The sequence below is a fragment of the Corynebacterium sp. HMSC036D03 genome, assembly GCF_001836185.1.
Classification (GTDB): Bacteria; Actinomycetota; Actinomycetes; order Mycobacteriales; family Mycobacteriaceae; genus Corynebacterium; species Corynebacterium simulans.
In genome coordinates, this window is the sequence record NZ_KV827749.1 from 242093 (window position 1) to 268353 (window position 26261).

At 57.6% G+C, this 26261-nt stretch carries 21 protein-coding genes; 8 read left to right on the plus strand and 13 right to left on the minus strand.

Annotated features, from left to right (window positions below):
- Nucleotides 1-59: 59 nt before the first annotated feature.
- The 7 genes from HMPREF2692_RS10780 to HMPREF2692_RS10810 form a co-directional block, all read right to left on the minus strand.
- Complete coding sequence (locus tag HMPREF2692_RS10780) at nt 60-1073, minus strand: sigma-70 family RNA polymerase sigma factor (RefSeq protein WP_070823593.1); 1014 nt, start codon at nt 1071-1073, stop codon at nt 60-62.
- A 182-nt stretch (nt 1074-1255) separates the two neighbouring features.
- On the minus strand, nt 1256-2005 hold the full coding sequence (locus HMPREF2692_RS10785) for a helix-turn-helix transcriptional regulator (RefSeq protein ID WP_235591267.1): 750 nt from the start codon (nt 2003-2005) through the stop codon (nt 1256-1258).
- 130 nt (nt 2006-2135) lie between these two features.
- Entirely contained in the window at nt 2136-3509 is a 1374-nt protein-coding gene (locus tag HMPREF2692_RS10790) for an L-serine ammonia-lyase (protein WP_061922955.1), read from the minus strand.
- A gap of 53 nt (nt 3510-3562) precedes the next feature.
- On the minus strand, nt 3563-4918 hold the full coding sequence (locus tag HMPREF2692_RS10795) for an SLC5/6 family protein (RefSeq protein ID WP_062044191.1): 1356 nt from the start codon (nt 4916-4918) through the stop codon (nt 3563-3565).
- 436 nt (nt 4919-5354) lie between these two features.
- A complete protein-coding gene (dtd, locus tag HMPREF2692_RS10800; RefSeq protein WP_061922952.1) occupies nt 5355-5810 on the minus strand; it encodes a D-aminoacyl-tRNA deacylase in 456 nt (151 codons plus the stop codon).
- A complete protein-coding gene (locus HMPREF2692_RS10805) occupies nt 5810-7426 on the minus strand; it encodes a DUF7782 domain-containing protein (protein ID WP_070456498.1) in 1617 nt (538 codons plus the stop codon). The genes dtd and HMPREF2692_RS10805 overlap by 1 nt, the downstream gene beginning before the upstream one ends.
- Before the next feature lie 56 nt (nt 7427-7482).
- Nucleotides 7483-7947 (minus strand): DUF3099 domain-containing protein, encoded by a 465-nt coding sequence (locus HMPREF2692_RS10810; protein ID WP_083286121.1) that lies wholly within the window; start codon nt 7945-7947, stop codon nt 7483-7485.
- A 48-nt stretch (nt 7948-7995) separates the two neighbouring features.
- Between HMPREF2692_RS10810 and HMPREF2692_RS10815 the strand changes: the two genes are divergently transcribed.
- The 6 genes from HMPREF2692_RS10815 (at nt 7996) to HMPREF2692_RS10840 (ending at nt 13471) form a co-directional block, all read left to right on the plus strand.
- Complete coding sequence (locus HMPREF2692_RS10815) at nt 7996-8247, plus strand: DUF3039 domain-containing protein (RefSeq protein WP_049192065.1); 252 nt, start codon at nt 7996-7998, stop codon at nt 8245-8247.
- An 8-nt stretch (nt 8248-8255) separates the two neighbouring features.
- The gene (locus tag HMPREF2692_RS10820; RefSeq protein ID WP_246823447.1) at nt 8256-10049 is read left to right on the plus strand and encodes a DEAD/DEAH box helicase; all 1794 of its coding nucleotides are present in this window, start codon (nt 8256-8258) and stop codon (nt 10047-10049) included.
- Between the two features lie 138 nt (nt 10050-10187).
- Nucleotides 10188-10652, plus strand: coding sequence for a DUF4190 domain-containing protein (locus HMPREF2692_RS10825; RefSeq protein WP_070588430.1), 465 nt, complete (start codon nt 10188-10190; stop codon nt 10650-10652).
- A 125-nt stretch (nt 10653-10777) separates the two neighbouring features.
- Nucleotides 10778-11350 (plus strand): hypothetical protein, encoded by a 573-nt coding sequence (locus HMPREF2692_RS10830; RefSeq protein ID WP_062038696.1) that lies wholly within the window; start codon nt 10778-10780, stop codon nt 11348-11350.
- A gap of 208 nt (nt 11351-11558) precedes the next feature.
- Nucleotides 11559-12296, plus strand: a complete 738-nt coding sequence (locus HMPREF2692_RS10835) for a 6-carboxyhexanoate--CoA ligase (protein WP_235591269.1) — start codon at nt 11559-11561, stop codon at nt 12294-12296.
- Entirely contained in the window at nt 12293-13471 is a 1179-nt protein-coding gene (locus tag HMPREF2692_RS10840) for an aminotransferase class I/II-fold pyridoxal phosphate-dependent enzyme (protein ID WP_070456502.1), read from the plus strand. The genes HMPREF2692_RS10835 and HMPREF2692_RS10840 overlap by 4 nt, the downstream gene beginning before the upstream one ends.
- Before the next feature lie 14 nt (nt 13472-13485).
- Here HMPREF2692_RS10840 and HMPREF2692_RS10845 read toward each other — a convergent pair whose 3' ends face one another.
- Nucleotides 13486-13845, minus strand: a complete 360-nt coding sequence (locus HMPREF2692_RS10845; protein WP_070588434.1) for a hypothetical protein — start codon at nt 13843-13845, stop codon at nt 13486-13488.
- On the opposite strand from HMPREF2692_RS10845, the gene HMPREF2692_RS10850 reads away from it, so the two are divergent.
- Entirely contained in the window at nt 13844-14176 is a 333-nt protein-coding gene (locus tag HMPREF2692_RS10850; protein WP_070456504.1) for an SDR family oxidoreductase, read from the plus strand. The genes HMPREF2692_RS10845 and HMPREF2692_RS10850 overlap by 2 nt on opposite strands.
- Before the next feature lie 42 nt (nt 14177-14218).
- Here HMPREF2692_RS10850 and HMPREF2692_RS10855 read toward each other — a convergent pair whose 3' ends face one another.
- The 5 genes from HMPREF2692_RS10855 to HMPREF2692_RS10875 form a co-directional block, all read right to left on the minus strand.
- On the minus strand, nt 14219-16660 hold the full coding sequence (locus HMPREF2692_RS10855; protein WP_070823596.1) for a DUF262 domain-containing protein: 2442 nt from the start codon (nt 16658-16660) through the stop codon (nt 14219-14221).
- 193 nt (nt 16661-16853) lie between these two features.
- Entirely contained in the window at nt 16854-17843 is a 990-nt protein-coding gene (locus tag HMPREF2692_RS10860) for a putative toxin-antitoxin system toxin component, PIN family (RefSeq protein ID WP_062038721.1), read from the minus strand.
- Nucleotides 17840-18079, minus strand: a complete 240-nt coding sequence (locus HMPREF2692_RS10865) for a hypothetical protein (protein ID WP_062038724.1) — start codon at nt 18077-18079, stop codon at nt 17840-17842. The genes HMPREF2692_RS10860 and HMPREF2692_RS10865 overlap by 4 nt, the downstream gene beginning before the upstream one ends.
- Before the next feature lie 241 nt (nt 18080-18320).
- Nucleotides 18321-23345: a DEAD/DEAH box helicase gene (locus tag HMPREF2692_RS10870; protein WP_070823679.1), complete on the minus strand. Its 5025-nt coding sequence runs from the start codon at nt 23343-23345 to the stop codon at nt 18321-18323.
- Nucleotides 23346-23427: 82 nt separating this feature from the next.
- A complete protein-coding gene (locus tag HMPREF2692_RS10875; protein ID WP_062040418.1) occupies nt 23428-24999 on the minus strand; it encodes a hypothetical protein in 1572 nt (523 codons plus the stop codon).
- A 225-nt stretch (nt 25000-25224) separates the two neighbouring features.
- Between HMPREF2692_RS10875 and dhaK the strand changes: the two genes are divergently transcribed.
- On the plus strand, nt 25225-26226 hold the full coding sequence (gene dhaK, locus HMPREF2692_RS10880; protein ID WP_061922926.1) for a dihydroxyacetone kinase subunit DhaK: 1002 nt from the start codon (nt 25225-25227) through the stop codon (nt 26224-26226).
- Nucleotides 26227-26261: the final 35 nt, after the last annotated feature.

The following is a 26261-nucleotide window of genomic DNA, read 5'->3' on the forward strand; positions in this document are numbered from 1 at the left end:
CCTATTAAAGGAGAAGTGGCTGACAGGGTGAAGAGAATTTCTCAGGAGAGGGCTAAAGATTAGAGTGCGTACTCACGCAGGCGATCGGCACGGTTGCCGTCACGCAGCTTGGCCATGACCTCGCGCTCAATCTGGCGCACACGCTCACGGGAAAGGCCGAACTTGCGGCCAATCTGATCCAGGGTGCGCGGGACACCGTCGGCCAAGCCGTAGCGCAGGCGGATGACGTCTTGCTCGCGCTCCTCGAGGGTGTCGATGACGCCGCGAATATCGGAGTGACGCATTGCCGCCACAACGGCGGATTCGGCGTCGGTAGCTTCGGCGTCCTCGATGAAGTCACCCAGTGGTGCTTCCTCATCGGTGCCCACCGGCATGTCGAGTGAGACAGGATCGCGCGACTGACGCAGCAGCATCTCGATCTTGGATTCCTCGATGCCGGACTCTTCAGCCAGCTCCTCATTGGTGGCCTCGCGGCCCAGGGACTGGTACATCTCACGCTTGATGCGGGAGAGCTTGTTGACCTGCTCTACCAGGTGGACTGGCAGACGGATGGTGCGGGACTGGTCAGCCATACCGCGGGTAATGGCTTGACGGATCCACCAGGTGGCGTAGGTGGAGAACTTAAAGCCCTTGGCGTAATCAAACTTCTCCATGGCGCGGATAAGGCCCAGGTTGCCTTCCTGGATGAGATCCAGAAGTGGCATGCCGCGGCCGGTGTAGCGTTTCGCAAGCGAAACGACCAGGCGCAGGTTTGCCTCCAGCAGGTGGGAGCGTGCCTTCTTGCCTTCCCGGACCAGAATTTTGAGATCACGCTTTTCGGCGCGGGTGACCTTTTCTGCATTCGCCAGCTTGTACTCGGCGTAGAGACCAACCTCGATGCGCTGGGCGAGTTCTACCTCATCTTCAGCGCTGAGCAGTGCGGTTTTGCCGATGCCGTTGAGATAAACACGGACCAAGTCGGCGGAAGGGTTGTCATTGGTCTGGTTGCGGCGTGAGCCGCGGTCTACCTCCGGCTCCTCTTCATTTGAATTGTTTCCAAGGTCAGCGGCCTTGGTGTGGGACTTTTCAGCCATCTCTAGCCTCCTGAGGTTGCGGCTTTGTACATGAGGTACAACGAAGTGCTTGCGCGTTTAGTTCCCCGGTTTAGAAAAATTTTTCAAAAGTAGTGCAGACATAAAGGAGGCCCTCCCCGCATACGGGGGAGGGCTCACTCATGGCATGGGCAGTTTGGCCTTGCAGTTGGCCTTTGGGGCCACTAGCTACGCACCTTTACCAAGTATCGGTAGATGGTCGGCTCGGAGACCCTGAGGCGCTCTGCCGCGGCGGCGATTCCGCCCTTCAAGAGGAAAAAGCCGCTATCTTCGAGGGCGCGAACGACCTCGATGCGCTCGTCGCGCTGCATGCGTCGGACAGGCACGGACTGGGTAGAAATCGCGGAATCCAGCATGGAGTCCAACAGGTTCTCTACGTTGTCGCGCAGCGATTCGCTGACCGCCTCCTCTGGCTCTGGTTGCGGGGCCAGAGCAGTCACAGCAGCCTGGGCTGCGCTTGCTCCCGGGTAGCCGCCGAAGGCTTGGGCCTTATCCGGTGCTTCCTCGGTGTTGCCGATGAGGAAGCTGGCGGCGTTGCGGATTGCTACGAGATCCGAGATGTCGACGTTGATGCACAGCATGCCGCGCATGTGGCCCGTCTCATCACGCAGGAAGTAGCTAGAGGAGTGGCAAATCTTGCCTTCCGTGTTGACGGCCCGGTAGCCGGTCATCATGGGGACGGCGGAGGCGTCGCCTTGTTTCATAAACCACAGGGCGAAATCAGTTACAGGCCCGCCAATCTGGCGGCCGGAGATGTGGCCGTTCGCAATGGCGATGATTGACTGATCTGGGACATCGAGATCGTGCAGAACGATCTCAGTGTTTGGGCCCAAGGCCTGGCCTAGAAATTCGACGAGTGGTACGTACTGCCCGAGGAAATCTTGGTCTATGCCATGACTGTTGAGTTCATTCATCAGCTGAAGCATGTCCTTTAAGTTCCTGACACTTTAAGAAAGTTGGATAGATATTAACACGACAAAAAGCGGGTAAACACGAGCGGCCAAGCGCTGTGTTCACCCGCTCAAGGTGTGCCTTACGGCAGTATTAGCCGCAGACTGGGATAGGTGGGTGGATAGCCAGTGCAAGGCCACCCTGGGAGGTCTCGCGGTACTTGGCGTTCATATCCTTACCCGTCTTGTACATCGTCCAGATGACGTCATCGAGGCTGACGCATGGCTTGGACTCGCGCTCAAGGGCCATGCGGGCGCTGGTGATGGAGTCAACTGCAGCGACTGCGTTGCGCTCGATGCACGGAATCTGTACCTGGCCCAGGACCGGGTCACAGGTCAAGCCGAGCTTGTGCTCCATAGCGATTTCGGCTGCGATGCAGACCTGCTCTGGGGTAGCGCCCATGAGCTGAGCCAGACCGCCGGCGGCCATGGAACAGGCGACGCCGACCTCGCCCTGGCAACCAACCTCTGCACCCGAGATGGATGCATTCATCTTGTACAGCGAAGCAATCTGGTTGCAGGCGAAGATGTAGTCGGAGAACATCTCCTCGGTGACCGGCTCAACGAACTTGTCGTAGTAGGCGATGACTGCTGGGACGATGCCGCAAGCGCCGTTGGTAGGAGCGGTGACCACGCGGCCACACGAAGCGTTTTCCTCGGAGATGGAAAGCGCGAACATGTTGACCCAGTCGAGGATGTTGAGGCCATCGTGCGGCTCATCCGTTTCCAGCAGGCGCTTGAGCGCAGCAGCACGGCGTGGGACGAGGAGCTGGCCCGGCAGAGGGCCGTCAGTTGATGAGCCACGCTCGATGCCGGTGTACATGACATCGCGGACCTTGCGCATGTGCTCCTTGACCTCTTCTTCGGTGGCGTGTGCCAGCTCGTTGGCCATGCCCAGCTCTGGAAGAGTCAAGTTGTGCTGCTCGCAGAGGGCGAGCATTTCCTGTGCGCTTGCGTAGGCGTAAGGAACCTTGACGTTGTCCTCGCCGCGCTTTGCAAAATCTTCCTGGGAGACAATGAAACCGCCGCCGATGGAGTAGTAGGTCTTGTGGAGCAACTCTTCATCACCGTTGAAGGCGATGAGGCACATGCCGTTCTCGTGCATCGGCAGGTACTCGTTGTGGAAGTAGAAGCCGCCTTCCTTCGGGAAATCGACCTCGCGGGTACCACCGAGCATGAGCTTTTCGGAGGTGCGAACGTTCTTCACGAATTCGTTGATGCCGTCGATGTCTACGGTCTCTGGCACCTCGCCGGCCAGGCCCAGGAGGATGGCCTTATCGGTGGAGTGACCGATGCCGGTAAGCGAGAGGGAACCGTACACGTTGGCTTGAATGCGGGTGACGTGGTCGAAGATGTCCTTTTCTTTCAGCTCATCTACGAACGCCTTACCAGCCTTCATTGGGCCAAGCGTGTGTGAGCTTGAGGGGCCGATGCCGATCTTGAACATATCGAAAATGCTGATGAACATTGCTTTTCCTTGAATCTTCCGAGGGGGAGAGGGGGTCCGGGGGTTTCTAGTGTTTAGAAAGCCTGGACGATGGTGTAGAGGATGGTGGCGACAGCTACCAGGCCCATGAAGAAGACGAAGTAGTTGGAAGCCTGGCCCTTGAAGCGCTGCAGTGCAGGAACCTTGTGGATTGCCCACATCGGGATGAGGAAGAGGATGAGTGCAATCGTCGGGCCGCACAGGGTCTCAATCATGCCCAGGATGGATGGGTCTGCCCAAGCGGTCAACCATGCGGTAATCAGCATGAAGATGAGGGTGATGGTGCCGAGCTTGCGAGCGGTTGCAGCGTCGTCCTTGTCGAGGTTCTTGTTGCCCTTGAGGATGAGGCCTTCGAAGCCCTCAGCAGCGCCGAGGTAGTGGCCGAGGAAGGACTTTGCAACAGCGATCATTGCGATAATCGGTGCAATCCACTGGATGATCGGGGTATCGAAGTGGTTAGCCAGGTAGGACAGGATGGTGATGTTCTGGGCTTTTGCTTCTGCCATGTCAGCTGGCGACAGTGACAGTGCGCAGGAGAAGACGAAGAACATAACGACGACGACCATGAGGATTTCTGCGCGCAGCAGGGTGGTGCGCGCCTTGACCTCAGCGAACTTGCCGTAGGTCTCGCGGCGGTCAACTGCGAAGGAGGAAATCATCGGGGAGTGGTTGAAGGAGAAGACCATAACCGGAACCAGGAGCATCAGGGTGACGCCCAAGCTGTGGCCGGAAGCTTCACGGGCAACGTTCAGGTCGAAGGAATCGAACAGTGCGGTGTTCCACTTCGGGATGAGGTAGATGGACAGGAGGACCAGGACGGCGATGAATGGGTAGACCAGCCAGGACATGACGTGGACGATGACATCCTTGCCCATGCGGACGATGAGGATGAGGCCGCCGACGAGCAGCAGGGAGGTCAGCCAGCGGTCCGGCGGGGTGATGCCGAGCTGGTGCTCCAAGAAGGAGTTAACCGTGTTGGTGATGGTCACGGAGTAGACCAAGAGGATGGGGTAGACGGACAGGAAGTACAGGATGTTCATGAACACGCCTGCCTTGATGCCGAAGTGCTCCTCGACGACGTCGGTCAGGTCACCGGATGGCTTGGAGCTGGAGAGAACCAGGCGCGCCAGGCCGCGGTGTGCCCAGTAGGTCATCGGCAGGGCAACAACCGTCATGATGATGAGCGGGATGATGCCGCCGATGCCGGCGTTGATTGGGAGGAACAGAACGCCTGCACCGATTGCGGTGCCGAAGAGGGAGAGCATCCAGGTTAGGTCGGAGTTGTTCCACTTCGGTGCGCCGGTGGTGCCGGCGAATGGGGATTCTGCAGGATCGAATCCTGCGGCTTGTTCAGCTTTGACTGCTTTTGAGGTCTTCATGTTCTCAGGCATGTTTGGCTCATTCTCCGGATGGTTAGCGGTGTCTTTCCGCAAGACTGAGTGAGACATTTTTTGGTCTCCTTGATGTCTCTAGTTGATCGACCGAAGCCTTAGAGCTTGGCGCAACTTTGCAAGTCTTGAGAATTTTCTCGCGGCTACAATTTTGCAACTGCAGTTGGACTTTTTAACTCTGTGTCCTGCAGCTTCAGCCCTTGTTGCTTCGCTGTGTCTTTATCATAAGCCTGTTTGGAGAAGATTTGATAATAAATTATCGCATTGCAAGTACGTTTTTTATCACTCCCTTAAAATTTGAGTTTTGCGCCAGATTGTGCTTTGTTCAACACTCTAAATTAAACAATGAACTACGTCACAGACAAAAAGAAAAAGCGCAGGTAAAAGTACCTGCGCTCGGATGTATTAATCGCCCCTTGGGGTTAATTGATCCCCTTTAAGTTTCCACCAGAACGGTGAAAGGGCCTTGATTGACGGATGCAACTTCCATCATCGCGCCGAACTTTCCGGTCTCAACGTGGACGCCGCGTGCAAGAAGTCTTGCAATGATTTTCTCAATCACAGGCTCTGCTGCATCCCCGGGCGCGGCATCAGACCAAGAGGGGCGGCGTCCCTTAGCAGTCTTGCCATAGAGCGTAAATTGGCTAACTACCAGCACGGGAGCGCCTGCTTCCTCGACGGATTTCTCGCCTTCGAGGATGCGTAGCTCGGCAATCTTGCGCGCCATCTTCTCTATCTTGGCTTCTAGCTCTGCAGTATTTACTGCAGTGTCTTCGCGTGATACTCCCACAAGTGCGAGGAGCCCGCCGGTTTCTGGGCAGTCGATAGCCCCTACGACCTCGCCATCTACGATCACTGAAGCGCTGGATACTCGGGTTAAAACTGCGCGCATTAGTCTTCCTCCTCAGCAGTAGCAGTTTGGCCGGCAGCGACTGCGCCATTTACAAGGTTGCAGAACGGGGCCAGCTCGGTGGGGATGATGAGGCCGTGGCGGATGAGGTCAACCATGGCCGGCAGCGCGGAGGCCACCAGCTCCTCCTCATCGAAGCCCTGGGCTGCGGCGTAGAGCTCGATGGTCTCGCCAAGGGAGAGCCCCGCTGGGTTTAAGCCGGCGACGATGGCCGCGATGTGCTTGTCGACGTCGTGGGACCAGCGTGGGCCCTCCGTGCGGGTAAGGCGCAGCGCGGCGGGGGCAAAGCCCATGCCCAACTCGGCGTCGGGAAGCTGCACGTCCTCGCGGGCCACGCCGGGGCGGACCTGGAAGTGCTTGGTCTCTAGCTCGCCCGGGACAAGACCTCGGAGCCAGGCCACGCGCGCGAAGTATTCCTCTACTTCTGGGCCCAGGGGATCGGTGAAAGGCTGCGGCATGTACTCGGCGAGGACGTCGGAAGGCTCGTCATCGTCGATGCGCTGGATGGCCACAAAACCAAAGCCGATGCCGGTGACGTCGTGCTCGTTAAAGTGCTCAAGCCAAAGCCGGGCACGCTCGCGGCCGAGGTCGCTGCGAACGTCCACTGACTCGTCCTTGAGCCAGGTGGAGACGTAGAGGGCAGGGTCGGCGACGTCGCGCTGGATTATCCAGGCGGCCACGCCCTTTTCCGGCAGCCAGGAGGCCACGCGCTGCTGCCAGGACTGCTCGCCTTGGTGGACCCATGCTCCCAAGATGTGTGCGCTACCGCCTGGTGCGAGGTGCTCGACTGCCTGGGAGACCACGAGCTCGCTGGCGCCGTCCAGGTTTAGCCCGGAGTCGCGGTAGATGTGGCCGACTTCCGGCAGGCCCACCACGAAAGGCGGGTTGGCCACGATGCGATCGAAGCGGCGGCTGGCTACTGGTTCAAACCAGGAGCCCTGGAGCAGTTCGACCTTTTCTTCTGCCGCGGGGCCTGCGGCGGCCAGCGTGGCGCGCGCGAGGTCCAGAGCGCGGGAGTGTAGGTCGGTGGCCGTCACGTGGGCGGCGGTGGAAAGCTGGCCGAGCAGCTGCACGCCGGAGCCGGTGCCTAGGTCCAATGTGGTCTCCACCGGAGTAAGCGGCGTCGATTGCAAAAGCGAGAGGCTGGCCGCTCCCACGCCGAGCACGTGCTCGGAGCCCGGGACGTGGTCCACCAGGGAAGCATCCACGTCAGAGAAGACCAGGCGGTTGGTGCCGACGATGATGTGTGGGCGGATGTCATAGGCAATGTAGGCATTGCCGGACTCGTCGAGTTGTGCGACGCCTGCATCCATGAGCTTGGTGGCAAGGCGGGCGCCGAGGACGTCGGAAAGCTGCGTCGGAGCCACGGCCTCGTGCAGGATAAACAGGCGGATTAGTGCGTCCAAGGTGGTATCACCCGCAGCGCCCAGGGCCACGGCGGCCGGCTCGCCGCGGTGAAGCGCCTCGGTGTACTCGGGGCCTAAGTGCCCAGCGATGCCGTCGGCGGTGAAACCGTGGGAGCTCAAGAACTCGCCAAGCTCCGCGGCGACGGCGGCGACGGGGAGCTCGGGATTGAAGTCAGGTCCAAATTTAGTCATTGTCTTTTCTCCGTCTTTTCTCCAGCCTTATTTCTTTATCTGTTTATCTATGCCGATTATTGCGAGTCGTCGTCATGTTCGATGGTCTCGGCAGTCCGCTGCTCGATGCCCTCGCGCTTGGGCTGGGCTAGTTGTTCTGCCTGCATTTGCGCCATCTGGCGGGCAAGCGCCGGCTTATAGATGTTCTTTTCGCGCTTGTCCTTGCGCTGGCCCTGCGCGTTACCAATTACCACGGCGATCCACGGCAGCGGGAAGGTAACGGCGATAATTAAGGTGCCGGCGAGCCAGGCGTCGAAGAAGTACATGAGCGCGCCGCCTATGAGGAGGGAGGGCACGCGCAGAAACTGCAGGATGGAATAGATGACTTCGCGCCGATGCAACTGTTGGCCCGGGGAGAGCTGGGCGGTGGTGATGAGGTGGGCTTCGCGGCGTCGGAAAGGGCGCGCCCATCCGCGCCGCCCCGTTTGTGGGGTGCCGGAGGAATTTCGGCTTAACCTATCGCGCGAGTTCTTGGGGGACATGCGTACAAGGGTAGACGGGCGAGGTGCGAACTTCGACACCGATGCGGCATGATTGGTGGAGTGAGTACGACGACTAAGACGATTGAACGCCCCGACGTCCGCGAGGACACGTCCACTTCTGATGACACCCCGAAGTTCTTTCATTACGTAAAGAAAGACCAGATTTTGGACTCCGCAGTCAACGGTAAGTACGTCGTTGCGCTGTGTGGCGAGACCTTCCCCGTAACCAAGCAGGCAAAGCCCGGCTCCCCGGTATGCCCGGATTGTGAGCGCGTGTACAAGGGCCTGCGCCGCAAGTGAGCCGCCCGGTGAGTAATTCTGTGTCCCGCAACCCCAGAAGATTCGCCAACAACGGAAAGCTACGCGCCTGGCAGCAGGCCGCCCTCGACAAGTTCCTCGCCAAGAAGCCGCAGGACTTCATGGCCGTGGCAACGCCTGGCGCGGGTAAGACCACCTTCGCGCTGCGCATTGCCACGGAGCTGATGGAAGACCGCACGGTCGAGCGCGTCATCGTCGTGGTGCCTACTGAACACCTGAAGATTCAGTGGTCCCAGTCAGCCGCGCGCGTGGGCTTGGCGCTGGATCCGAACTTCTCGAATTCTTCTGCCGTGAACCCGGCGATGGATGGCATCGTGGTGACCTATGCCCAGGTGGGCATGCACCCGTTCAAGCACCGCGCGGTGGCTTCGGCGCGCCGTACGTTGGTGATTCTGGATGAGATCCACCACGCCGGTGACTCCAAGAGCTGGGGCGACGGCGTGCGCGAGGCTTATGACGACGTCGAGCATCGCTTGGCGCTTACCGGTACGCCTTTCCGTTCGGATGACTCGCAGATTCCTTTCGTGCGCTACGAGGAGGACGGTGAGGGCCACCTGGTCTCTCGCTCGGATCACGCCTATAACTATGGCGATGCGCTTCGCGACGGCGTCGTGCGCCCCGTTGTGTTCTTGTCTTACTCGGGCGAGGCGCGCTGGCGTGACTCCGCGGGTGAGGAATACGCCGCGCGTCTGGGCGATATCTTGAACCCTGAGCAGACAGCCCGTGCATGGAAGACGGCGCTGGACCCGAAGGGCGAGTGGATCCCGGCGGTGCTGCAGGCCGCACACACGCGCCTTATGCAGATGCGCCGCAACATGCCGGACGCCGGCGGCCTGGTGCTTGCTACCGATACGCAGACCGCGCGTGCCTACGCGAAGCTGCTGAAGCAGCTTTCCTCGACCCCGGTCTCCGTGATTTTGTCCGATGACCCGGGCTCTTCGGACCGCATTGAGGAGTTTTCCAAGTCCACCGACGAGTGGATGGTGGCAGTGCGCATGGTGTCTGAGGGCGTCGACGTCCCGCGCCTAGCGGTGGGCGTTTACGCCACCTCGGCCTCGACTCCGCTGTTCTTCGCGCAGGCAATCGGCCGCTTCGTGCGATCGCGTATGCCCGGTGAGACCGCCTCGGTGTTCCTGCCTTCCGTGCCGGTGCTGCTGGGCCTGGCTGAGAACATGGAAAAGGAACGCAACCATGTCCTGGGTGAGGAAAAGGGCCCCGATAAAGAGGGCTGGGACGACGAGCTATTGGCGGAGGCCAATACTAAGAAGTCTGAGCCCGACATGCTCGAGCCCTCCTACGAGGCCCTCGGCGCTGAGGCGGAATTTTCCGGCTTGCTGTTTAACGGCTCGCAGTTCAACACCGGCGATATCACCGAAGACGTCGATGCGGACTTCCTGGGCATCCCCGGGCTTCTCGACGCCGACCAGGTCAAGGACCTGTTGCGCAAGAAGCAGTCGGAGGAACTCGACCGCCGCGAAGCAGAGGAGAAGGCGCGCCGGGCTGCTGAGGCCGCTGAGGAACAGCGCCGCAAGCTCTACGGCATGCAGTACGCCCCGAAGCGCCGTGAGGAACCAACTAACAACCAAGAATCCACCGGCGTAGTAGATGAGATTGGCAACCTGCGCAAGGAACTCAACACCGTTGTCTCCATTACCGCGCAGCGCACCGGCCGCCCCCACGGCGCCATTCACACTGAGGTTCGCAAGGCCTGCGGCGGCCCACCCACCGCGCTTTGCGACGCCGAGCAACTGCGCCAGCGCATCGAGTACCTGCGCAAGTGGTAGGTGACGCGACGCGGTGCACTCCTAGCGTGGAGCGCACCCAGCGTGGGTAACTTGGTCAAAAGCAGTAGTCAAAAGTAATAGAACGATGAGCAATAACACGATTAAGGCTTGTGGGCTGTACTCAAGGAGGCCAAGCGTATGACCACCCCGAACGACCCTCACACCCCGGGCAATGAGAAGAATTCCGACAGTACCGAGGGCACGGCATACCCAGCCTATGCCGGTGGTGTTGTCGGTGAACCTCAAGCCGAAAAGAAGAGCGTGATCGCTGTTTGGGCTCTCGTTATCGGCATCATTGCGCTGGTGTCTTTGTTCCTAGTTGTTCCACCGCTGCTGCTGGGGCCGATTGGCATCATCGTCTCCATCATCGCATTGCTAAAAGGCAAGAAGCGACCAAAAGAGCTGCGCCGCGCCTGGATGTCCATCGCCGGCTTGATTACCTCAATTATCGCTTTAATCTTGTCCGTTGCTTTCTCGATTTACTTGTATACGCACATTGGTTGGACGATGACGCCTGACCCTGAAATGTGCACGACCATCGATGACCCAGCGCAAAAGCAAGCCTGCATGGAAGATTCTTTGAATGGCTCTACTCAAAACTAGGTTGCCAGTGATTTCACAGGTTTCGTAAGTAACGTGGCCGGAAGCGATTGCAAACGTATAAGTTATTAAACGCACATATTCGATAAAGAGCACGCAGTTAGGGCTGCCCCAAGGAGGCCAACCACATGACCACCCCGAACAACCCAGAGAATCCGAACAACCTGAACAACCCAGAGAACCCGGACAACGTAAAGAACCCATTTAGCAGCGACAGCACCAGCAAGCTGCCGTCCTACGGTGAGGCAACCTCCAAGGCCAACGAGGAGCGCGCTCACGACGCATACGCCACGGACGCTAACGCAACCGCCGCTGGCACCGGCTACCCGGCCTACGCTGGTGCTGACAGCCAGCCGGCAAAGAAGAACGCCGTTGCTATCTGGGCGATGGTCATCGGCATCATCGCGCTGCTGTCCCTGCTGCTGATTGTTCCGCCGCTCCTGCTTGGCCCAATCGGCATCATCGTCTCCATCATCGCGCTGGTCGTTGGCGGCAAGCGCCCGAAGGAGCTGCGCCGCACCTGGATGTCCATCGTCGGCCTGGTTACTTCCATCCTGGCCCTCGCTGGCTCCATCGCCGTCATGGCCCTCGGCGTCGCGTTCCTCGGTGAGACCGGCGCCGACAAGTGCTTGGAGATGCAGGACCCTGCTCAGCAGCAGGCCTGCATGGAGGATAGCCTAGGCACCGCAGCACAGCAGTAGGGGAAATACCCACACATCGCACTAAGCAACCCCCACGAGCCCCGACCACATATGTGGTTGGAAGGCACGTGGGGGTTCTTAATGTCTCGTGGAAGTCGCTCTGTCACTTGGCGTCGGTAAGTGCGTTTCCGAGCGGAACTAGGAGAGGGGATTAACCCTGTTTGATAATTATTGAACGGTGTTCAAGATGCTGGGCTACGATACCTGCATGGCAAAAACCTCGACTGTGCTGATGAGTATCAAGATGCGTGCAAGCCTTGAAGGTAGGCATATCTCGGGTGCAGAACGCATCGTAGAACCGCACCTTGTTCCTCGTGTGAGCTCAGAGCTTGCTACTCGTGCGTTGCGGCACGAAAAGGGCGTGCCGGATTCCATCAATATCGCTACGAGGGTGGTTGCAGCAAGCGACATTGCTCATGTCAGTGCCTTGAAGGTGAGTACACGGGACTGCGAGAACCCGGAGTCTGCACAAACAGCGATGATAGCCGTGCTCGCTAAGGGCAACCGAGTTTCCGAGAGCGCAGCCCGCCGAGGTATCGAGCTTCTGTACCGCACCCGCGATATGCGCGGTGCGAGCATCGTCTGTGCTGAAACCGGCGAGCGTCTAGACACTCATGGGCAACGTGGCGTTCGGGTGGGAACATTTGATTGGGCTGATTCCTTTTGCGCCGAGTCGAAGAACCATCGGGCTGATGCCGTTGCTTTAGCATCCAAGGCTCTTGCTGCGCCGGGCATTGTCGCGGAAGTCTGTATTTCCGATGACCCGAGCTACACCACGGGTTATGTTGCGGTCGAAGGTTCCTATACGGCTTTGCACAACGTCAAGGCTGAAGGCGGGAAACAAGGCGGACGTGTCTTGTTCTATTCAGGCGCACTTAGTGCACTTCCGGCGACAGAGCAGTGGCTGCGTGAAAAGCCTGTCCTCGTGGAAGGTTCTTGGCAATGAGCCTGGAAGACTGGGCATGCAGTTCTAATGCTTCGTGGCGTGAGCGTGGTCTGGAAAGAGTCGAAAGGGTCATTAGCGGTAGTCAAAGTCCGCGCACCGTGGTCGATGGGCGTGAAACGCTGCTTGCGGGATCGTCTGATTACCTGGGGCTCGGGGCGAATCGCGCGCTTGCCGACGCAGCCCACGAAGCAACGCTGCGCGCCGGGGTGGGGTCGGGAGGATCGCGACTGACTACGGGTACGAGTGATTATCATGTCGCGCTCGAGCGTGATCTGGCTGGTTTTGTCGGTGCGCCGGCAGCGCTCGTGTTCGGTTCGGGTTACCACGCCAACATGGGAGTAATCCCTGCGCTTGCTGCAGCTGCGCGAGATTGTGGCGAGAGACTTTCTATTTTCTCTGACGCTGATAATCATGCGAGCATCATCGACGGCATCCGGCTGGCCAAGTCGAGCTACCAAGGGATCCGGTCATCTGTTTATCCGCACCTCGACGTGAAAACCTTAGAAGAGCAGCTTGCTGCCGATGCATCAGAGCGCCGATTGATTGTCAGTGACGGCGTATTTTCCATGTCCGGCGAGCTTGCGAATCTCCATGCGCTTCAGGAACTTGCTCAGGATTACAACGCCTGGTTGATGATCGATGACGCGCACGGGATCGGCACACTTGGCAGAAATGGACGCGGCGTTTGTGAGCATTTCGATTTACCTTTGCCGGATATCTATATCGGTACCGCTAGCAAAGCCCTAGGTGTGGCGGGCGCTTTCGTCGTGGGCAGTGAGCCACTTATCGAGCTATGCCGCCAACGCTGCCGCAGCTATATCTTCTCAACGTCCATGCCACCATCGCAGGCGGCTGCTATTAGTGCGGCGTTAGCTCTTGTTCCTTCGCATGTGCCACGGCTTGCCCGCGTCGTGCACAACCTTCGGCAGCGTCTGCGGGCGAACGGATGGAAAGTGGCGGACTCGCCCGCACCTATTATCGTCTTGCCAGTAGGCGCTGAGGACGCAGCTATGGAGTGTGCGGCACAGGCGGCTGAAAGGGGAGTAATTGTTTCTCCGATCCGCTATCCGTCGGTACCGCTCGGACAGGCATTGCTAAGACTTACAGCTCATGCCGACTACTCCGAGGATGATATTGCGCTCATTGTCGATGCAGTAGGCCCCGCGCCTCAATAGTGTGACCGCGGCGCTCACCACAAAGTAACCATCACAATGAGAGTTAGTTCCATTAGTGCTGCCTGCCAGATTATGTGATGGCCGAAGGCACTAAACCCTGTAGCGGTAAAGATGTTGAGAAACTCTTTGGTTAGCAGCGCTACGACTATTGCGGCAAAAGCGATGGCGCAGGCGGCGTGGAAGAGGATGGAGAACTGCGTGAAACCTGGCGTCTTGCGCTCACGCACCATGGATTTCACGAGCGGGACGGTGCCCGAAAAGTACAACGCTAGGAACGCAAAGCTGAGCCAGGCCCTGTTATCGATGCTGCTGAAGCTGGTTGCATAAGTCGCCATCGCGATTACGGGAACGAGGAGCGCTGAGGCGACCGTCATGCGCCGCATTATTGACGCGTGCCCGCACACCGGCGTGGGCCATCTCGTCTTCCTGTCCATCACTAACCTCGACAAGCCCGAGAATACGAAGTTCCCGTACTACGCGGCGAAGGCGGCGCAGGATAAGCTCGTGCGTGAGACCGCTCTTCCCACCTCGGTCGTCAACTCCGCGCAGCGGATGGAGTTCGTCCTCAACCCCGCCTCCCCGAGCGAGGAAGACGACACCGTCAAGGTCGAAGATTGGCTTATCAAACTCATCGCGCTTGCCGATGCCGCCCGCACTGTCGCCCACTCCGCCGTCGGCGCCCGAGGTGAAGGGCGCCGTGATTAATCGGAAGATTCGATGTTCCCAACGAACGTGGTGTCTTATGCTTTAGTGGTTCTCGTCCACGGCAGCATCAATGTCTTCAAGTCGCGCAAGCCACATTGACATGTGTCCGTTTGCAATGGCGTGGAACATTGCGTTGGGGAAATACACCGGCGGCTTGTCGTAGGTTAGACAGATAGCCGCAATAATCTCCGCGGCGCTGGCAGCTGCAATTCCCTCAGCTGTCTCAAGCTCTGAAAGCGGTTTCGTTCCCAGTACAGTGGCAGGTTCATCTGGACGGAACTTCTCCAACGCTTCAGCAAATTGATTCTCGAATTGCTGCGTGTCTTCTGGAGTGATGTTCTGGGAACCAAAATCGTCCGCCATGCTCTTGAACACGGTGAGTGCAGAGTATTTCGATTCGGCTTCTTCCTCGTTGCGTTGTGATTCGCCTGCTGTCTTCCTCAGCGTGAGGATGACCTCGTTGGTATCTAGTTGAAGATGATCGAAGAGTCTACGGAGGAAGGAAATTTTCTGATCGGTCGATGTAGACAGGACGACGCCCAGACCTGCATCAACTTCACGCACTCGGCTCGAGTACGCGTAGCCGGACTTAGTAAGCACGAGAGTTCCTGATGCTTGTTCGACGAAGTTTATCAGTTCCGTGCGGTAGCGTTCGGCCATCAACTTAAGCAGCATGTGGACGAACTCGGCCCAGGTTTTGACAGGGATCTTGATGCCTTCCCATTCGAAGGCGCTGATCGAGCGCCCAGTGAAGCTCGCATCGTCGCCCATCGGCTCAGTAGGGAGCACTTCGCGCTTGGGGATAAAGTCGGAATTGGGGAGGTACCAGTAGTTGAGAGCGCGGCGCAAAAGTGCGTCGGTACGCTGCTCCATAGCTGCCCGGTCCCATTTGTCCTTCGTCTTTACATCGTCATTGAGGCGATAACCGGTTTCTCGGAAGCCTTTCTCACGGTCACGCTTGGTAATGAAATTGGAGTTGGAGTACGCGGAGTTGTAACCAGTGACAGTGAGGTTTCCAATGCGGTTTACCCACGTTTGATGGATCTCCTGAAAGTCCTCTCCGAGTTCTTCTTTCCACTGCGCATTGAGCGTCTGCGGCATAATGTGCTCGACACTGATATTGCCGTTCTCGAGCGCGGTTGCGATGTCCTTCGTATCGTTGGAATCCCCGTTTTCGAGAACATCGAAAAGATAAGCGCGCACATTTTTGTGAATGTTGTACATATTGCGGGTGCGGAACTCAGCGCTAAATTCTTCGTCGCTGGGAATGCGTCCGGACGATCCGTCGCGGCGTCGGAGCAGATAGGTGAGCACGTCGTACGCCGTATCTTTCTCTCCACGAATCTTCCGCATGTCGTTGTACATGGTCTCGTAGACCTTGTTGAGCGAGTTCGTCGGAACAGAAGCGACCGTACGGCGGAAGATATGGATCTCCAGTAGTCGAATGATGCGCGAAAATTCGTTTCTTGAAAGCTTGCCAAGCTTGACGTCGCGATACAACGGCAAGAGAAGCGGAAGCAGAACATCGCCGCGGATGAAATTAAATCGTTCGAGCTGTGCGTCCAGCGCGGCATTCTTCGTGTCGGATCCACAGATCTCGCGCATGAACTGGGAATACTCGTACATGTCGGCGAGTACCGTCTGGACATCGGAACTTTGCTTTTTGAAGTATGCCTTGAACTCGTCATAGACCTCGTTGCGCTTGGGAGTCCGCGACAATTTGATTGTTAGGTACCAGCGGATGAACCAGTCCGTGAGGTACCAAATATTCTTCTCCATCGGATTCCAGTAGTTCTCGTACAGCGTCGTCTGTAACTGGTGCTCGCAGCCCATGAGTATGAGATTGCGAATCTTGTCGCCTTCGCTCAACGCAAGGCCTGTCGAGTTGAGAGATTCGAAGATGCGTTGTGGATCATCGTGCGACTCTAGATCGAGAATCATGAGGTCAAGTCGCTCGATGGCGTTCCACAGTTGATCGCCGGTGAGCTTGGTCTTGTTCATTCGCTCGAGGAAGTACCGGTAATTTGCCGTGAGGTTGCTGTCCTCGATGAACATCGACTCATCGCCGAACAAACGCTTGTAAGCGGTCGCGTCGTTCTTTACAGGTTTGAGCTTGAATTTTGGTTCGTTGGTCGAGCTGTTTTTCATGAGATAGCTAGTACGCAACCGCCGTGCGAGTTCGGGGTCTTTGGAGGTTACGACACCGGTATCCAACAGGTGAGTGAGCGCGAGGATATAGAGACTCAGCGTGGTGAGGCGCTGTTGGCCATCAATAACGACCCACTTGAACGATGTCTCGGGGTTGCCAACGATCGAGCCGAAGAAGTGACGTTCTCTGTTCTCCGTAATCAGAGTTTCCAGGTCGTCGAATAGTCGCTCACATTGCTTCTTTGACCAGTCGTAATTGCGTTGATAAACAGGGATAATGAGTTCTTTCTCGACGCTGTCGAAAATGGTATATGCCTGTTTGACTTCGCCCTTCATGCGGCTGCGGCTCCCCTCGCTAATGGTGCACGTGAATCAATCCTTTCAACGATATAGGGCGCAACGCCTGCCTGCAGCCGAAAGGCTGATTAGGAACTGAAGAGAGAACTCTGCATAAAAATTAACGAAAGGTGTGCGCGTGAAAGACTCCAAAGGGGTCGAAAATTATGGTGATCTGTTTTCTGGGGCTTGCTTAGTTTCGCGAACCGCGTAGCGACTGAACTGCCTTCTTGCGTACTGCATCCGTTGGAGGCCGGACTTCATTGGGCTGTAAGAATCGTGGCCCTATGCTGTGTGCTCTCCAACCATCAAGGCCGAGAGCGTCGTTCCCTTTGTTATCGAGAAGGTCTGGGCAACGCTCAAGTGTGAGGAAAACGGCGTTTTCGATCGGTGCAGTCGGCCGCAGCGCGACGTAGGAATCTCCAAGATCAGGCACCAGTTTGATGGCAACAATCTCGGGCGAGATGATAATCGGGTGAGTACCGAATGCGCGGTTCGTTAACAATGACTGAGCTGATTCGAAGTCATCAAGCCACGCAGTTGCGGTGCCGGGGACAACGGCTTGGGCGAGTAGTTCACGGTCAAATTTTTTGGACTTAATGCCCTCTATTACCTCGAATAGGAAATTAACGGCGTTGAAAATAGCCCGATTTCCCGCTGCTTCGATAGCCTCCCATCCGCTCTCACTATCACCTCTGAGAAGTTCGGATCCCCAAGCCTTCCTATTCTCTAGGAGAGTGGCTGCCATTTTGCCATCGGCGCTGGTAACCCAAAGTGCGCTGACTGCGGCTTTGCGGACATCTTTGTCGCCGCTAACAAGGAGGTCTCCGTTACCGTCTTCGTAGAGAGCGAAAAGGAAGTTGTCATCGGGGTCATCGCAGATTCGCGGTAGTTTTTGCTCCTCGCGGTCCGGAACCTCTGTCCCGACAAGGACGATGGCATCGATAAGGGATAGGCCTTCTTCTACAGTGAAGTGCTTCCGAAATTTTGCTCTAGAAATAACGTCTTCAATCTCCTGGAGAAGGCGTTCGCAGTAGAGCAGCTCAAATTTTCCTGCAAAACATGCTTCAATCAGCGCGCGCACGGAGCCGCGAGGTGACAGCAAAGACGATATAAAGAGGTTAGTATCAACAACCAGACGCAACTTTCTGTGTGCTGCTATCTGTTGAAGCTCTTCGGTCACTTACCTGCTCCCAAGGCGGTACGGGTCCTCTTTTCCATTCGCATAGTGGCGATTTCTTCATGAGCAAACGCTTCCGCAGCACCGGGATCAAGGGGCTCAGATTGAGCATCGATTGTGCGGAGAAGCTGACGGTAGGCTGCTGTAGCAAGTTCGTTGTCGCTAAGTACTTCGACAGAGGCGGCAGACTCTTGAGCGCTTTCAAGAAGACGCTTACGTGCTGCGTCTTTGCGATTCATGGCTCTGTCCACCTTTCCTTATCGGCGAAAGTCTGAGGCAAAAGTTGGAACTTATATTACCTGACATTACGACATACAGCTAGCCTCGGCCTGTCACCTGCATGTGCGAGACATACTCTGTCTCGCCGAGCAGAATTGGTGGCCTTGAAATGATTCTTTCAGAGACTAAAAAGAGGAAGCGCCCGCGCTGTACTGAGGCGCAGGCTCGACCCCGGTTTAATCGATGGCATGTCCCCCAGAGCTACTTATTTTCGCCAACCTCTCTGATTCCTTCGACGATTCGTACAGTCTTCACCGCCACGCGCGTAACCTTCGCGATGAGGTCCACGATGTACCGCGGATTTCCCACCTCGTCAGCCCAGTCGTTGGGGTCGTTGACGATTCCCGATGCCTTGTCCTTCTTCACCTGGTACCGGTCAATAATCCACGCCAACGCGGACCGCGAGCCGAGCATGTACTCGTCCGCCTCAGCCGGAATGTCGCGCACGGTCACGGACTTGTTGTAGACGAGAGTCGTAACGTCGTTGACGTTCTTACCCGTCTCTGAGTCCTTTTTCTTCGCCCACTTCATCTTTTGCACGCGCCAAGTCTCGCGGTCGGACTCGTCTTCCGATGCCTTCACATCCACTGCCACCGGCCACGGATCCACGTCCTCGTAGTTCACGTGCAGGTCCATCAGCTCCCGGCCGGCGGCAGCCAGCTGGTCGAACCGCGCCCGTGACGTCGGCGTCTCGATATGCGGCAACATCTTCTTCAGGTCCGCGGCGTACTTCTCCCGGTATCCGGGGTCGTGCAGCTGCCCGTAGACGAAGTAGAAGATGTCATCCTTCGTCACATCCGAGCCCAGCGCCTCGCGGTAAATCCCAAGAATCTCGTCCGTGATGTTGTCCACGCGCCGGTACCCATCGAGGATTTCTCCTTCGGTACCAGGCGCCGAGCCTTCCGATGCCCCCATCCCAAAGGCCAGCTCACCCTCCGGCGCCTTGACCGTTTCCCAAGTCCAGCGGGGGAAGAATTGGCCGGCATTCGAGCCCCACATAGCAAGATCCGGGATTAGATCTGTAGCAATTGATGCGAACGGCTTTGCACTACCAGGATTTACGACGTAATACCCGAAGTTGGCATGTAATGGGGTGGGGAACATGCGGGGTAATTGGCTTCGTTCGTGGTTAAGGTAGCTGTCGAAATATACGCGTTGTTTGTTAAATGGTCTGTACAAACCAGTCGTGAATCCATCGCTGTGGATTACTGCGGGCTCGCCTTTTGCAACATGTTGACGGAGACTGCGTGACCATTTAATGAAATGAGGGTCGGAGAGCTCGGGATATTCTGTGAGGAACTGAGCCACAGTTGACTCGTTGGCCTTAGTTATCTTTGTATTCGTGGCCCACTTATTCCAGCTCTCGGTAGCCACCGCAACGTTACTGGTAAGTGTTTCAATCAGACTGCCAAGTTCGTTTTTGCTCGAAGAATATACCCACGAATCGCGGTTAGTCTGCAGCCCAGCACCGAAGGCGTTAAATATTTTGGCGCTAGCGGTTTTCTTTTTGTCGCCGATAGCTGGCCAACTTTCAAAATCTTCGTCTCTCTGGTCAAGCCAGTCACCGTAAATATTGGGGTCAATAATTTGCCACTCGACATTATCGAGCGTGGAGCGATCAACAATCGCAAGTTTTTCGTCTGCACTGAGGAAGTCGCCAATATCGCGGTAGTGGATACAGACATCGTCTGGGATTTCGCGTTTTACGGCGATGATGATGGCTATTGTGGATTGACTACCACCGCCGAAAACTTGCCCGCCTTCTCGTTTCCAGTCTGCTTTGCGCATGTTGCCTTTGAGATTAAAGACGTAAATGTCGCTGAGTTCATCGTCTAGCGAAAGACGCACGCCGTCGGCGGTGTTGCCATCGATCCATCCGCCGTTGGATACAAAAGCCATGACACCGTGGGTACCGAGTCGGTCTATGGACCAGCGGAATGCGCGGAGGTACGAATCATAGAGGGAGTTCTTATTTGTAGCGGACGAGTTGGCGGCGAAGGTTTCCTCGATACGTTTGTCGAGAGTCGGGTACTTGAGGTTTTGGTTGTTATCGTTCGCGCTCGTCTGGCCTACGGAGTAGGGCGGGTTGCCGATGATGACGTTGATCGGCGCGGACTTTTGGCGCTCGATCGCAGCGTTATTTTCCTTGAAGACTGTGAGGTCGAGGATGTCGCCTTCTTCGTGGATCTGGAAGGTATCGGCAAGTGCGATGCCGTCGAAGGGGACGTACGCGGGTTCAGGCTCATTGTTGCGCTGGGCGCGTTCGGCTTGGAGAGCGTTGTAGGTCGTCTCGATGTTGACTGCGGCGACGTAGTAGGCGAGCAGCATGATCTCGGTGGCATGGAGTTCGCCAGCGTACTTGCGGGCGAGGTCCTCCGGTTCGATGAGACCCGACTGGAGGAGTCTGACCATGAACGTGCCGGTGCCCGTAAACGGATCGAGGATGTGGACGCCTTCGTCGGTGAGCCCCTTGCCGAAGTGCCAGCGGGAGATTTGATCGGCGGAGCGGAGGATGAAGTCGACGATTTCGACTGGAGTGTAGACAATGCCGAGGGCCTCGGACTGTTTCTTGAAAGCTTTGCGGAAGAATCGTTCGTAGAGGTCCTTGATCACTTGCTGCTTGCCGGAAGCGGAGGAGACCTCGGAGGCGCGGATGCGGACCGACTCGTAGAACTTCGTCAGAGACTCGGTTTCCGACTCGAGCTTGGCGTCCGAGAGCGCGTCGACCATGCGCTGCATGACGCGGGCGACCGGGTTGTGTGCGGCAAAGTCATGCTCGGTGAAGAGAGCGTTGAAGACCGGGGCAGTGATCAGGTGCTGCGAGAGCATGCTGATGGCTTCGTCCTCGGTAATCGAGTCGTTGAGGTTCCCGCGCAGGCCCTCGATGAAGACCTCGAATTCCTTGCGGATCGTGTCGTCCGCAGCATTGATGAGTGCCTTGATGCGAGCGATTTGTGCTTCGGCGATCGTGGCGACATCGTCAGCCCAGTCTTCCCAGTAGGTGCGCGTGCCGACCTTGTCAACCAGCTTGACGTACATGGCCTCCTGCCAGGCCTCGAGAGAGAACAGCGTCATCTGCTCCGCGGTGAGTTGTTCCTTTTCACCTCCGCGGTGTTCTGGCTCACCTGATGACCTCCGATCTCCCGCATTGAGCTTTTGGCGTGCGCGGCGAGCCTTTTCTTCGTCGGATTCTTGGTCAGGCGAGGGCTTAGGAACGGGAATCGGAACAATCGGGAGTTCCGTCTTCTCGTTGAGCGCAATCGAGTTGACCTTCGCGTTGAAGCGGTCATCGTGGGCGCGCAGAGCGTTGAGGATCTGCCAGACCACGCGGAAGCGCGTGTTGTCATTGAGCGCCTGGGACGGGGAGACTCCCGGCGGGATGGCGACGGGCAGGATGATGTAGCCATAGTCCTTGCCCTCGGCTTTGCGCATGACGCGGCCGACGGACTGGACGACGTCGACCATGGAGTTGCGCGGGTGGAAGAAGATGACACTGTCGAGGGCGGGCACGTCGACGCCCTCGGAGAGACAGCGAGCGTTGGTAAGGATGCGGGTTTCGTCTTCGGGGATGGAGGACTCAAGCCACGAGATCTTATTGCCGCGCTCGAGGGCGTTCATGGTGCCATCGACGTGCTCGACGGCGACCTGAAGATCGATGTTGAGCAGGCTGACGTCGTTGGTGGCGGCGTGGTCCTTGAGCTGCTCCTGGTACTGGCGGATGAGCGTGGGGAAGGTCTCTTGGATGGTCTTCGAGGCCTTGATGTCCTTGGCGAAGGCAACGGTGCGGCGCATGGGTTGGGCGTTCGCTTCAAAGCCGGACTTGGTGTCTTGCTCGGCACCCGAACGCTTCGCGAGTCCGTTCCACGCGCCGATCATGGCAGAGGCAGTGGTGAGGTTGATTTCGTTGGTGGGGTTGGTAGCGAGGACGTCGGCGGCGATGTCTTCCTCGACGGTCATGACGAGAACCTTGTAGTCGGTGAGTAGACCCTTGTCCACGGCCTCGCCGAAGCCGAGGCGGTAGAACTCGGGGCCGTAGATGGCCTCGTCATCCATGGAGGCAAGCTCCGCGGAATGCTCAGCGGCCTTGCCCTTTATGTTGTCATCGAACAGGCGGGGAGTCGCGGTCATGTAGAGACGCTTGCTAGCCTTGATGTATTTTTCGTCGTGAATCTTCACGAAGTTGGAGGCATCCTCCCCGGCGAGGGTGACGCCGGTGGTGCGGTGAGCTTCATCGCAGATGACGAGATCGAAGTCGTCCATGCCGAGTTCCTGGGCCTCGTGAATGGCCTCAATGGACTGGTACGTGGAGAAGATGACGTTGATACCGGCACGACGCTTGCCCTGCGCGGTGCGCTCGGCAATGTTCTTGCCGTTGGTAGAGACCGGAACCTCCAAGTCATAGGAGGCAATGTCTTCAGCCTTCTTGGAGACCTTCGTATCCGAACAGACTGCGTAGGACTTCAGCGGCAGGTGCTCCTGGTTCTGTGCGGTCCATTCTTTTAACGTCTGCGAGAGCAAGGAGATGGAGGGAACGAGGAAGAGGACGCGGGCCTTGTTGCCGTTGAGCTCCGCGAAGCGCTCCGCCAGACGCAGGGCGGTAAACGTCTTTCCCGTACCGCACGCCATGATGAGCTTTCCACGGTCGTGTGTTTCAAAGCCTGCGATAGCCTTCGAGATCGCTTCTTGCTGGTGCGGGCGCGGGGAGAAAACCTCGCGCCGGGTGAGGTTAATTTCGATCTCAGAACCCGGGAAGGTCACATCCCAGTCGATAGGGGATTCTGCAATCGCTGCCGTGCCGATACGGTTGGTCGGGATGAGCTGGTGCTCCAGCATCGCTTCAGCATTCTTTGACCATCGCTCCGACGTGGAGATGATGATCCGCTGTGCGAAGGATTCTGTGCCCTTGTCTGTAGTAAACGAGTGTCCGGATGCCTCAAAGAAGGAATCGAGGTGACGCTTCTGAATATAGGTATCCGGCTTGTAGAACTTGCACTGGATGGCAACCCACGCGTCGTCATCGGCGCGCCGGGCAACGAGGTCGATGCCGGTGTCTTGCTTACCGCCGTTGAACTCCCAATCGCTCCAACGGCTGACTTCCGAGAACTGCTCCTGGAGGACGGGATCGGTTCGGAAGTAGTTGACCATTAACTTTTCGAACTTAATGCCGTACGAGCCTTGAGGCTGATTTTCACGGAGCTGGGCTAGGACTTCACCGAAAGCAGACATGGTGTCCATTATGGACTACACATGAGTTCTCCACTTCCAAATGGTGGCGATGTTGTGCAGCCGGGGTGGATGACTTGAGCCATTAGTAGAGCCCTGCATTCCTCATCATGCTCTGTCGTGTTTGAGAGATGAGGTAGCCGCTCAAGGGGCGGCCGGAGTGGATGGCGGCATCGTAAAGATAGTTGTGGAGGGTATCGGCACGCGAGCGGGGGCTGGTGCGTAAATCGAAGTCACGTTGGATCTGGGCGACTACGAATGGCACGGCGTTGATCTCGGAGACCGCGATTAGAAGTGCGGCGACGCTGCGCTCCACTGTGGCGTTGGTCGAGCTAAATTGCTTCGGCTTGTCGTGGGCTAGGGCGCTCAGGAGCCGGCGAGTGGATGTTAGCAGTTCCGGATCGATCTCTGGGTGATCGTTAAACCACTCGGTGATAAGTGCGTCCCATTGCTTTACACCAGCGATAACGTCTGGGGCTAGGGCGCTGAGTTTGGTGTCCTCGGAGGGGAGAGGGGAATCGTCGAGCTGTGCGTCGAAGCGGGAGGTCTCGGGGTCGGGCATGCCAGGGCCGAGGCCGATGGCATCTGGGCCGTAGCCATAGGAACCGAAGTCGGATTGTGCTTGGAGTTCCCTGCGGAAGCGCTTTCCTTCTTCCTTTAGTGCTGAGTCGAGCTGCCTTTGGATGTGGGCGGGGCGTCCTGCGACTTCGCCGGTCCAGGTGACGAACTTGGTGAGGACGCGTGGGAAGCACCGGAGGAACGAGTCACGGGCTATGACTTTGCGGGCTACGAGGGTCAGAGCTTTTTCCACACGTAGTGGGGACCAGTGGTAGAGGTCGGCCATGGTGTAATTGGCTGTGATGCTGAGTAGCGTCTCGGTAGCATCGGCCTCCTCCTTCTTAAGCGGAACGGCATCCAGGAAGGCGGCCAATGTTTCTTCAGTTTCGGAATTATCGCCTTCTTCAAGACGAATACGGCGGCCGATGATACCGGGACTGGAGACAGTAGCAGGGACATTATCTAGTAGCGAGAGCACCCAGCGCAGCAGCGGACGGGTGGTAGGCCAGCTTTCACCAGGGCCGTCGTCGACTGTGATCTCATCTAGCCAGATGGCGTTGCTGAGGAAATCGGCCAGGCCCTCCTGGCTCGTAGGGCCGAAGCTCTCCATGGACTCATCCTTGGACATGATCTCCATAACCTGCTGTGCATTGGCCTCGGTGAGGAAACAGTCATAAATCGAGCCATTGCCGCCTGCTAGGTCAATGGAGACATTCACCGTCAGGGGCGCAGAGTGCGGGACGGATAGCTCGAGAGTGTAGTAATGGACATCCCCGTAGTACTGCGTAGCCTCGATGACGTTGACTACGCTGGCTTGCTCAAGGTGAGCAAGCCAGGTCGGTTCCTGCGGTAAGTCATCGCGCCGGGCGAGCTCAGCGCGATGGAGCTTTACGCGCTCTTTATCTTCATCCAGCAGGGCGGCGGCCCAGAGTACCGCGGTCGTCTCTGGGGCGGGGTTATCCCACATGGCTTCAAAGAACTCGGCAGGCTTTTGCGAGAAATCGTCATCCAGGGACAGGATCGCAGAGACCCACTGAAGCAGATCGATGGGGCTTGAACTGTCCAGGAAGGCCGCAAGGGCGGGCGTGAAGGCATTCATGACACCAGAGTCTATCCATGCATCCGCGGCAGCGGGGCTGTGTACTCTCGAGTGTTATGTCGAAATTCGACGTAGTGAGCTGGGAATATTTTTTGATTTGTAGACGGGTATTTTCGGCGTCTCCATTTTCTTAAGTTTGCGTTCATCTATGCGGATCCGCGTGTAGGCTCGGCACTGTTATAACCAGTGAAATTGGGTTAATTCGACATCCCAAGGAGATACGTGATGAAAAAGCTCATCAACTCACCGGAGAACGTAGTGGCGGAGTCTGTGGAGGGCTTCGCGCTGGCACACGGCGACATCGTCAAGCGCTTTACTGAGCCGCTGTTTGTGGCGCGTGCGCAGAAGAAGGAACAGGGCAAGGTTGCGATTGTCTCTGGTGGTGGCTCGGGACATGAGCCGCTCCACGCAGGCTTCGTGGGCCACGGCATGTTGGATGCCGCGGTGCCAGGCGCGATGTTTACGTCGCCGACGCCGGATGCGATCCAGGCGGCGACCGACGAGGTCCATGCGGGTGCGGGTGTGCTTTACATCGTGAAGAACTACACCGGCGATGTCCTCAATTTCGATACCGCGGCTGAGTTGGCGGAGTTCGATGACATTGAGGTCAGCCAGGTAATCGTGGATGATGACGTGGCGGTGGAGGATTCCACCTACACTGCAGGCCGTCGCGGTGTGGCGGGCACGCTGCTCGTGGAGAAGCTGGCAGGTGCAGCCGCTGAGCGCGGTGATGATCTAGCTGCTGTCACGGCAGTGGCGAAGAAGGTCGTGGAGAACACCGCGACCATGGGCGCAGCACTGAGCGCTTGCACCGTGCCGCACGTGGGCAAGCCTTCCTTTGACCTCGCAGATGATGAGGTGGAGCTCGGCGTCGGTATCCACGGCGAGCCGGGCCGCAAGGAGATCCCGTTGGTCTCCGCGGACGATGTCACTGATCATCTCATGGAGCCGATTCTTGCCGACCTGAAGTTGGCAGAAGGCGAGCGAACCATCGTCGTCGTCAATGGCATGGGTGCCACCCCGGCATCGGAGCTCTACGTGGTCTACCGCCGAGTAGCTCAGCGCCTAGAAGAAGCGGGCGTGACCATTGAACGCTCCCTCGTAGGTAACTTCGTCACCAGCCTCGACATGGCGGGCTGCTCTGTCACGGTCATGCGCGCCGACGATGAAGACATCGAGCTGTTCGACGCACCATGCCATACCGCCGCACTACGCCAAGGAGAATAAAGTGACTTCTGTTGAAACTTTGAACACCGAATGGG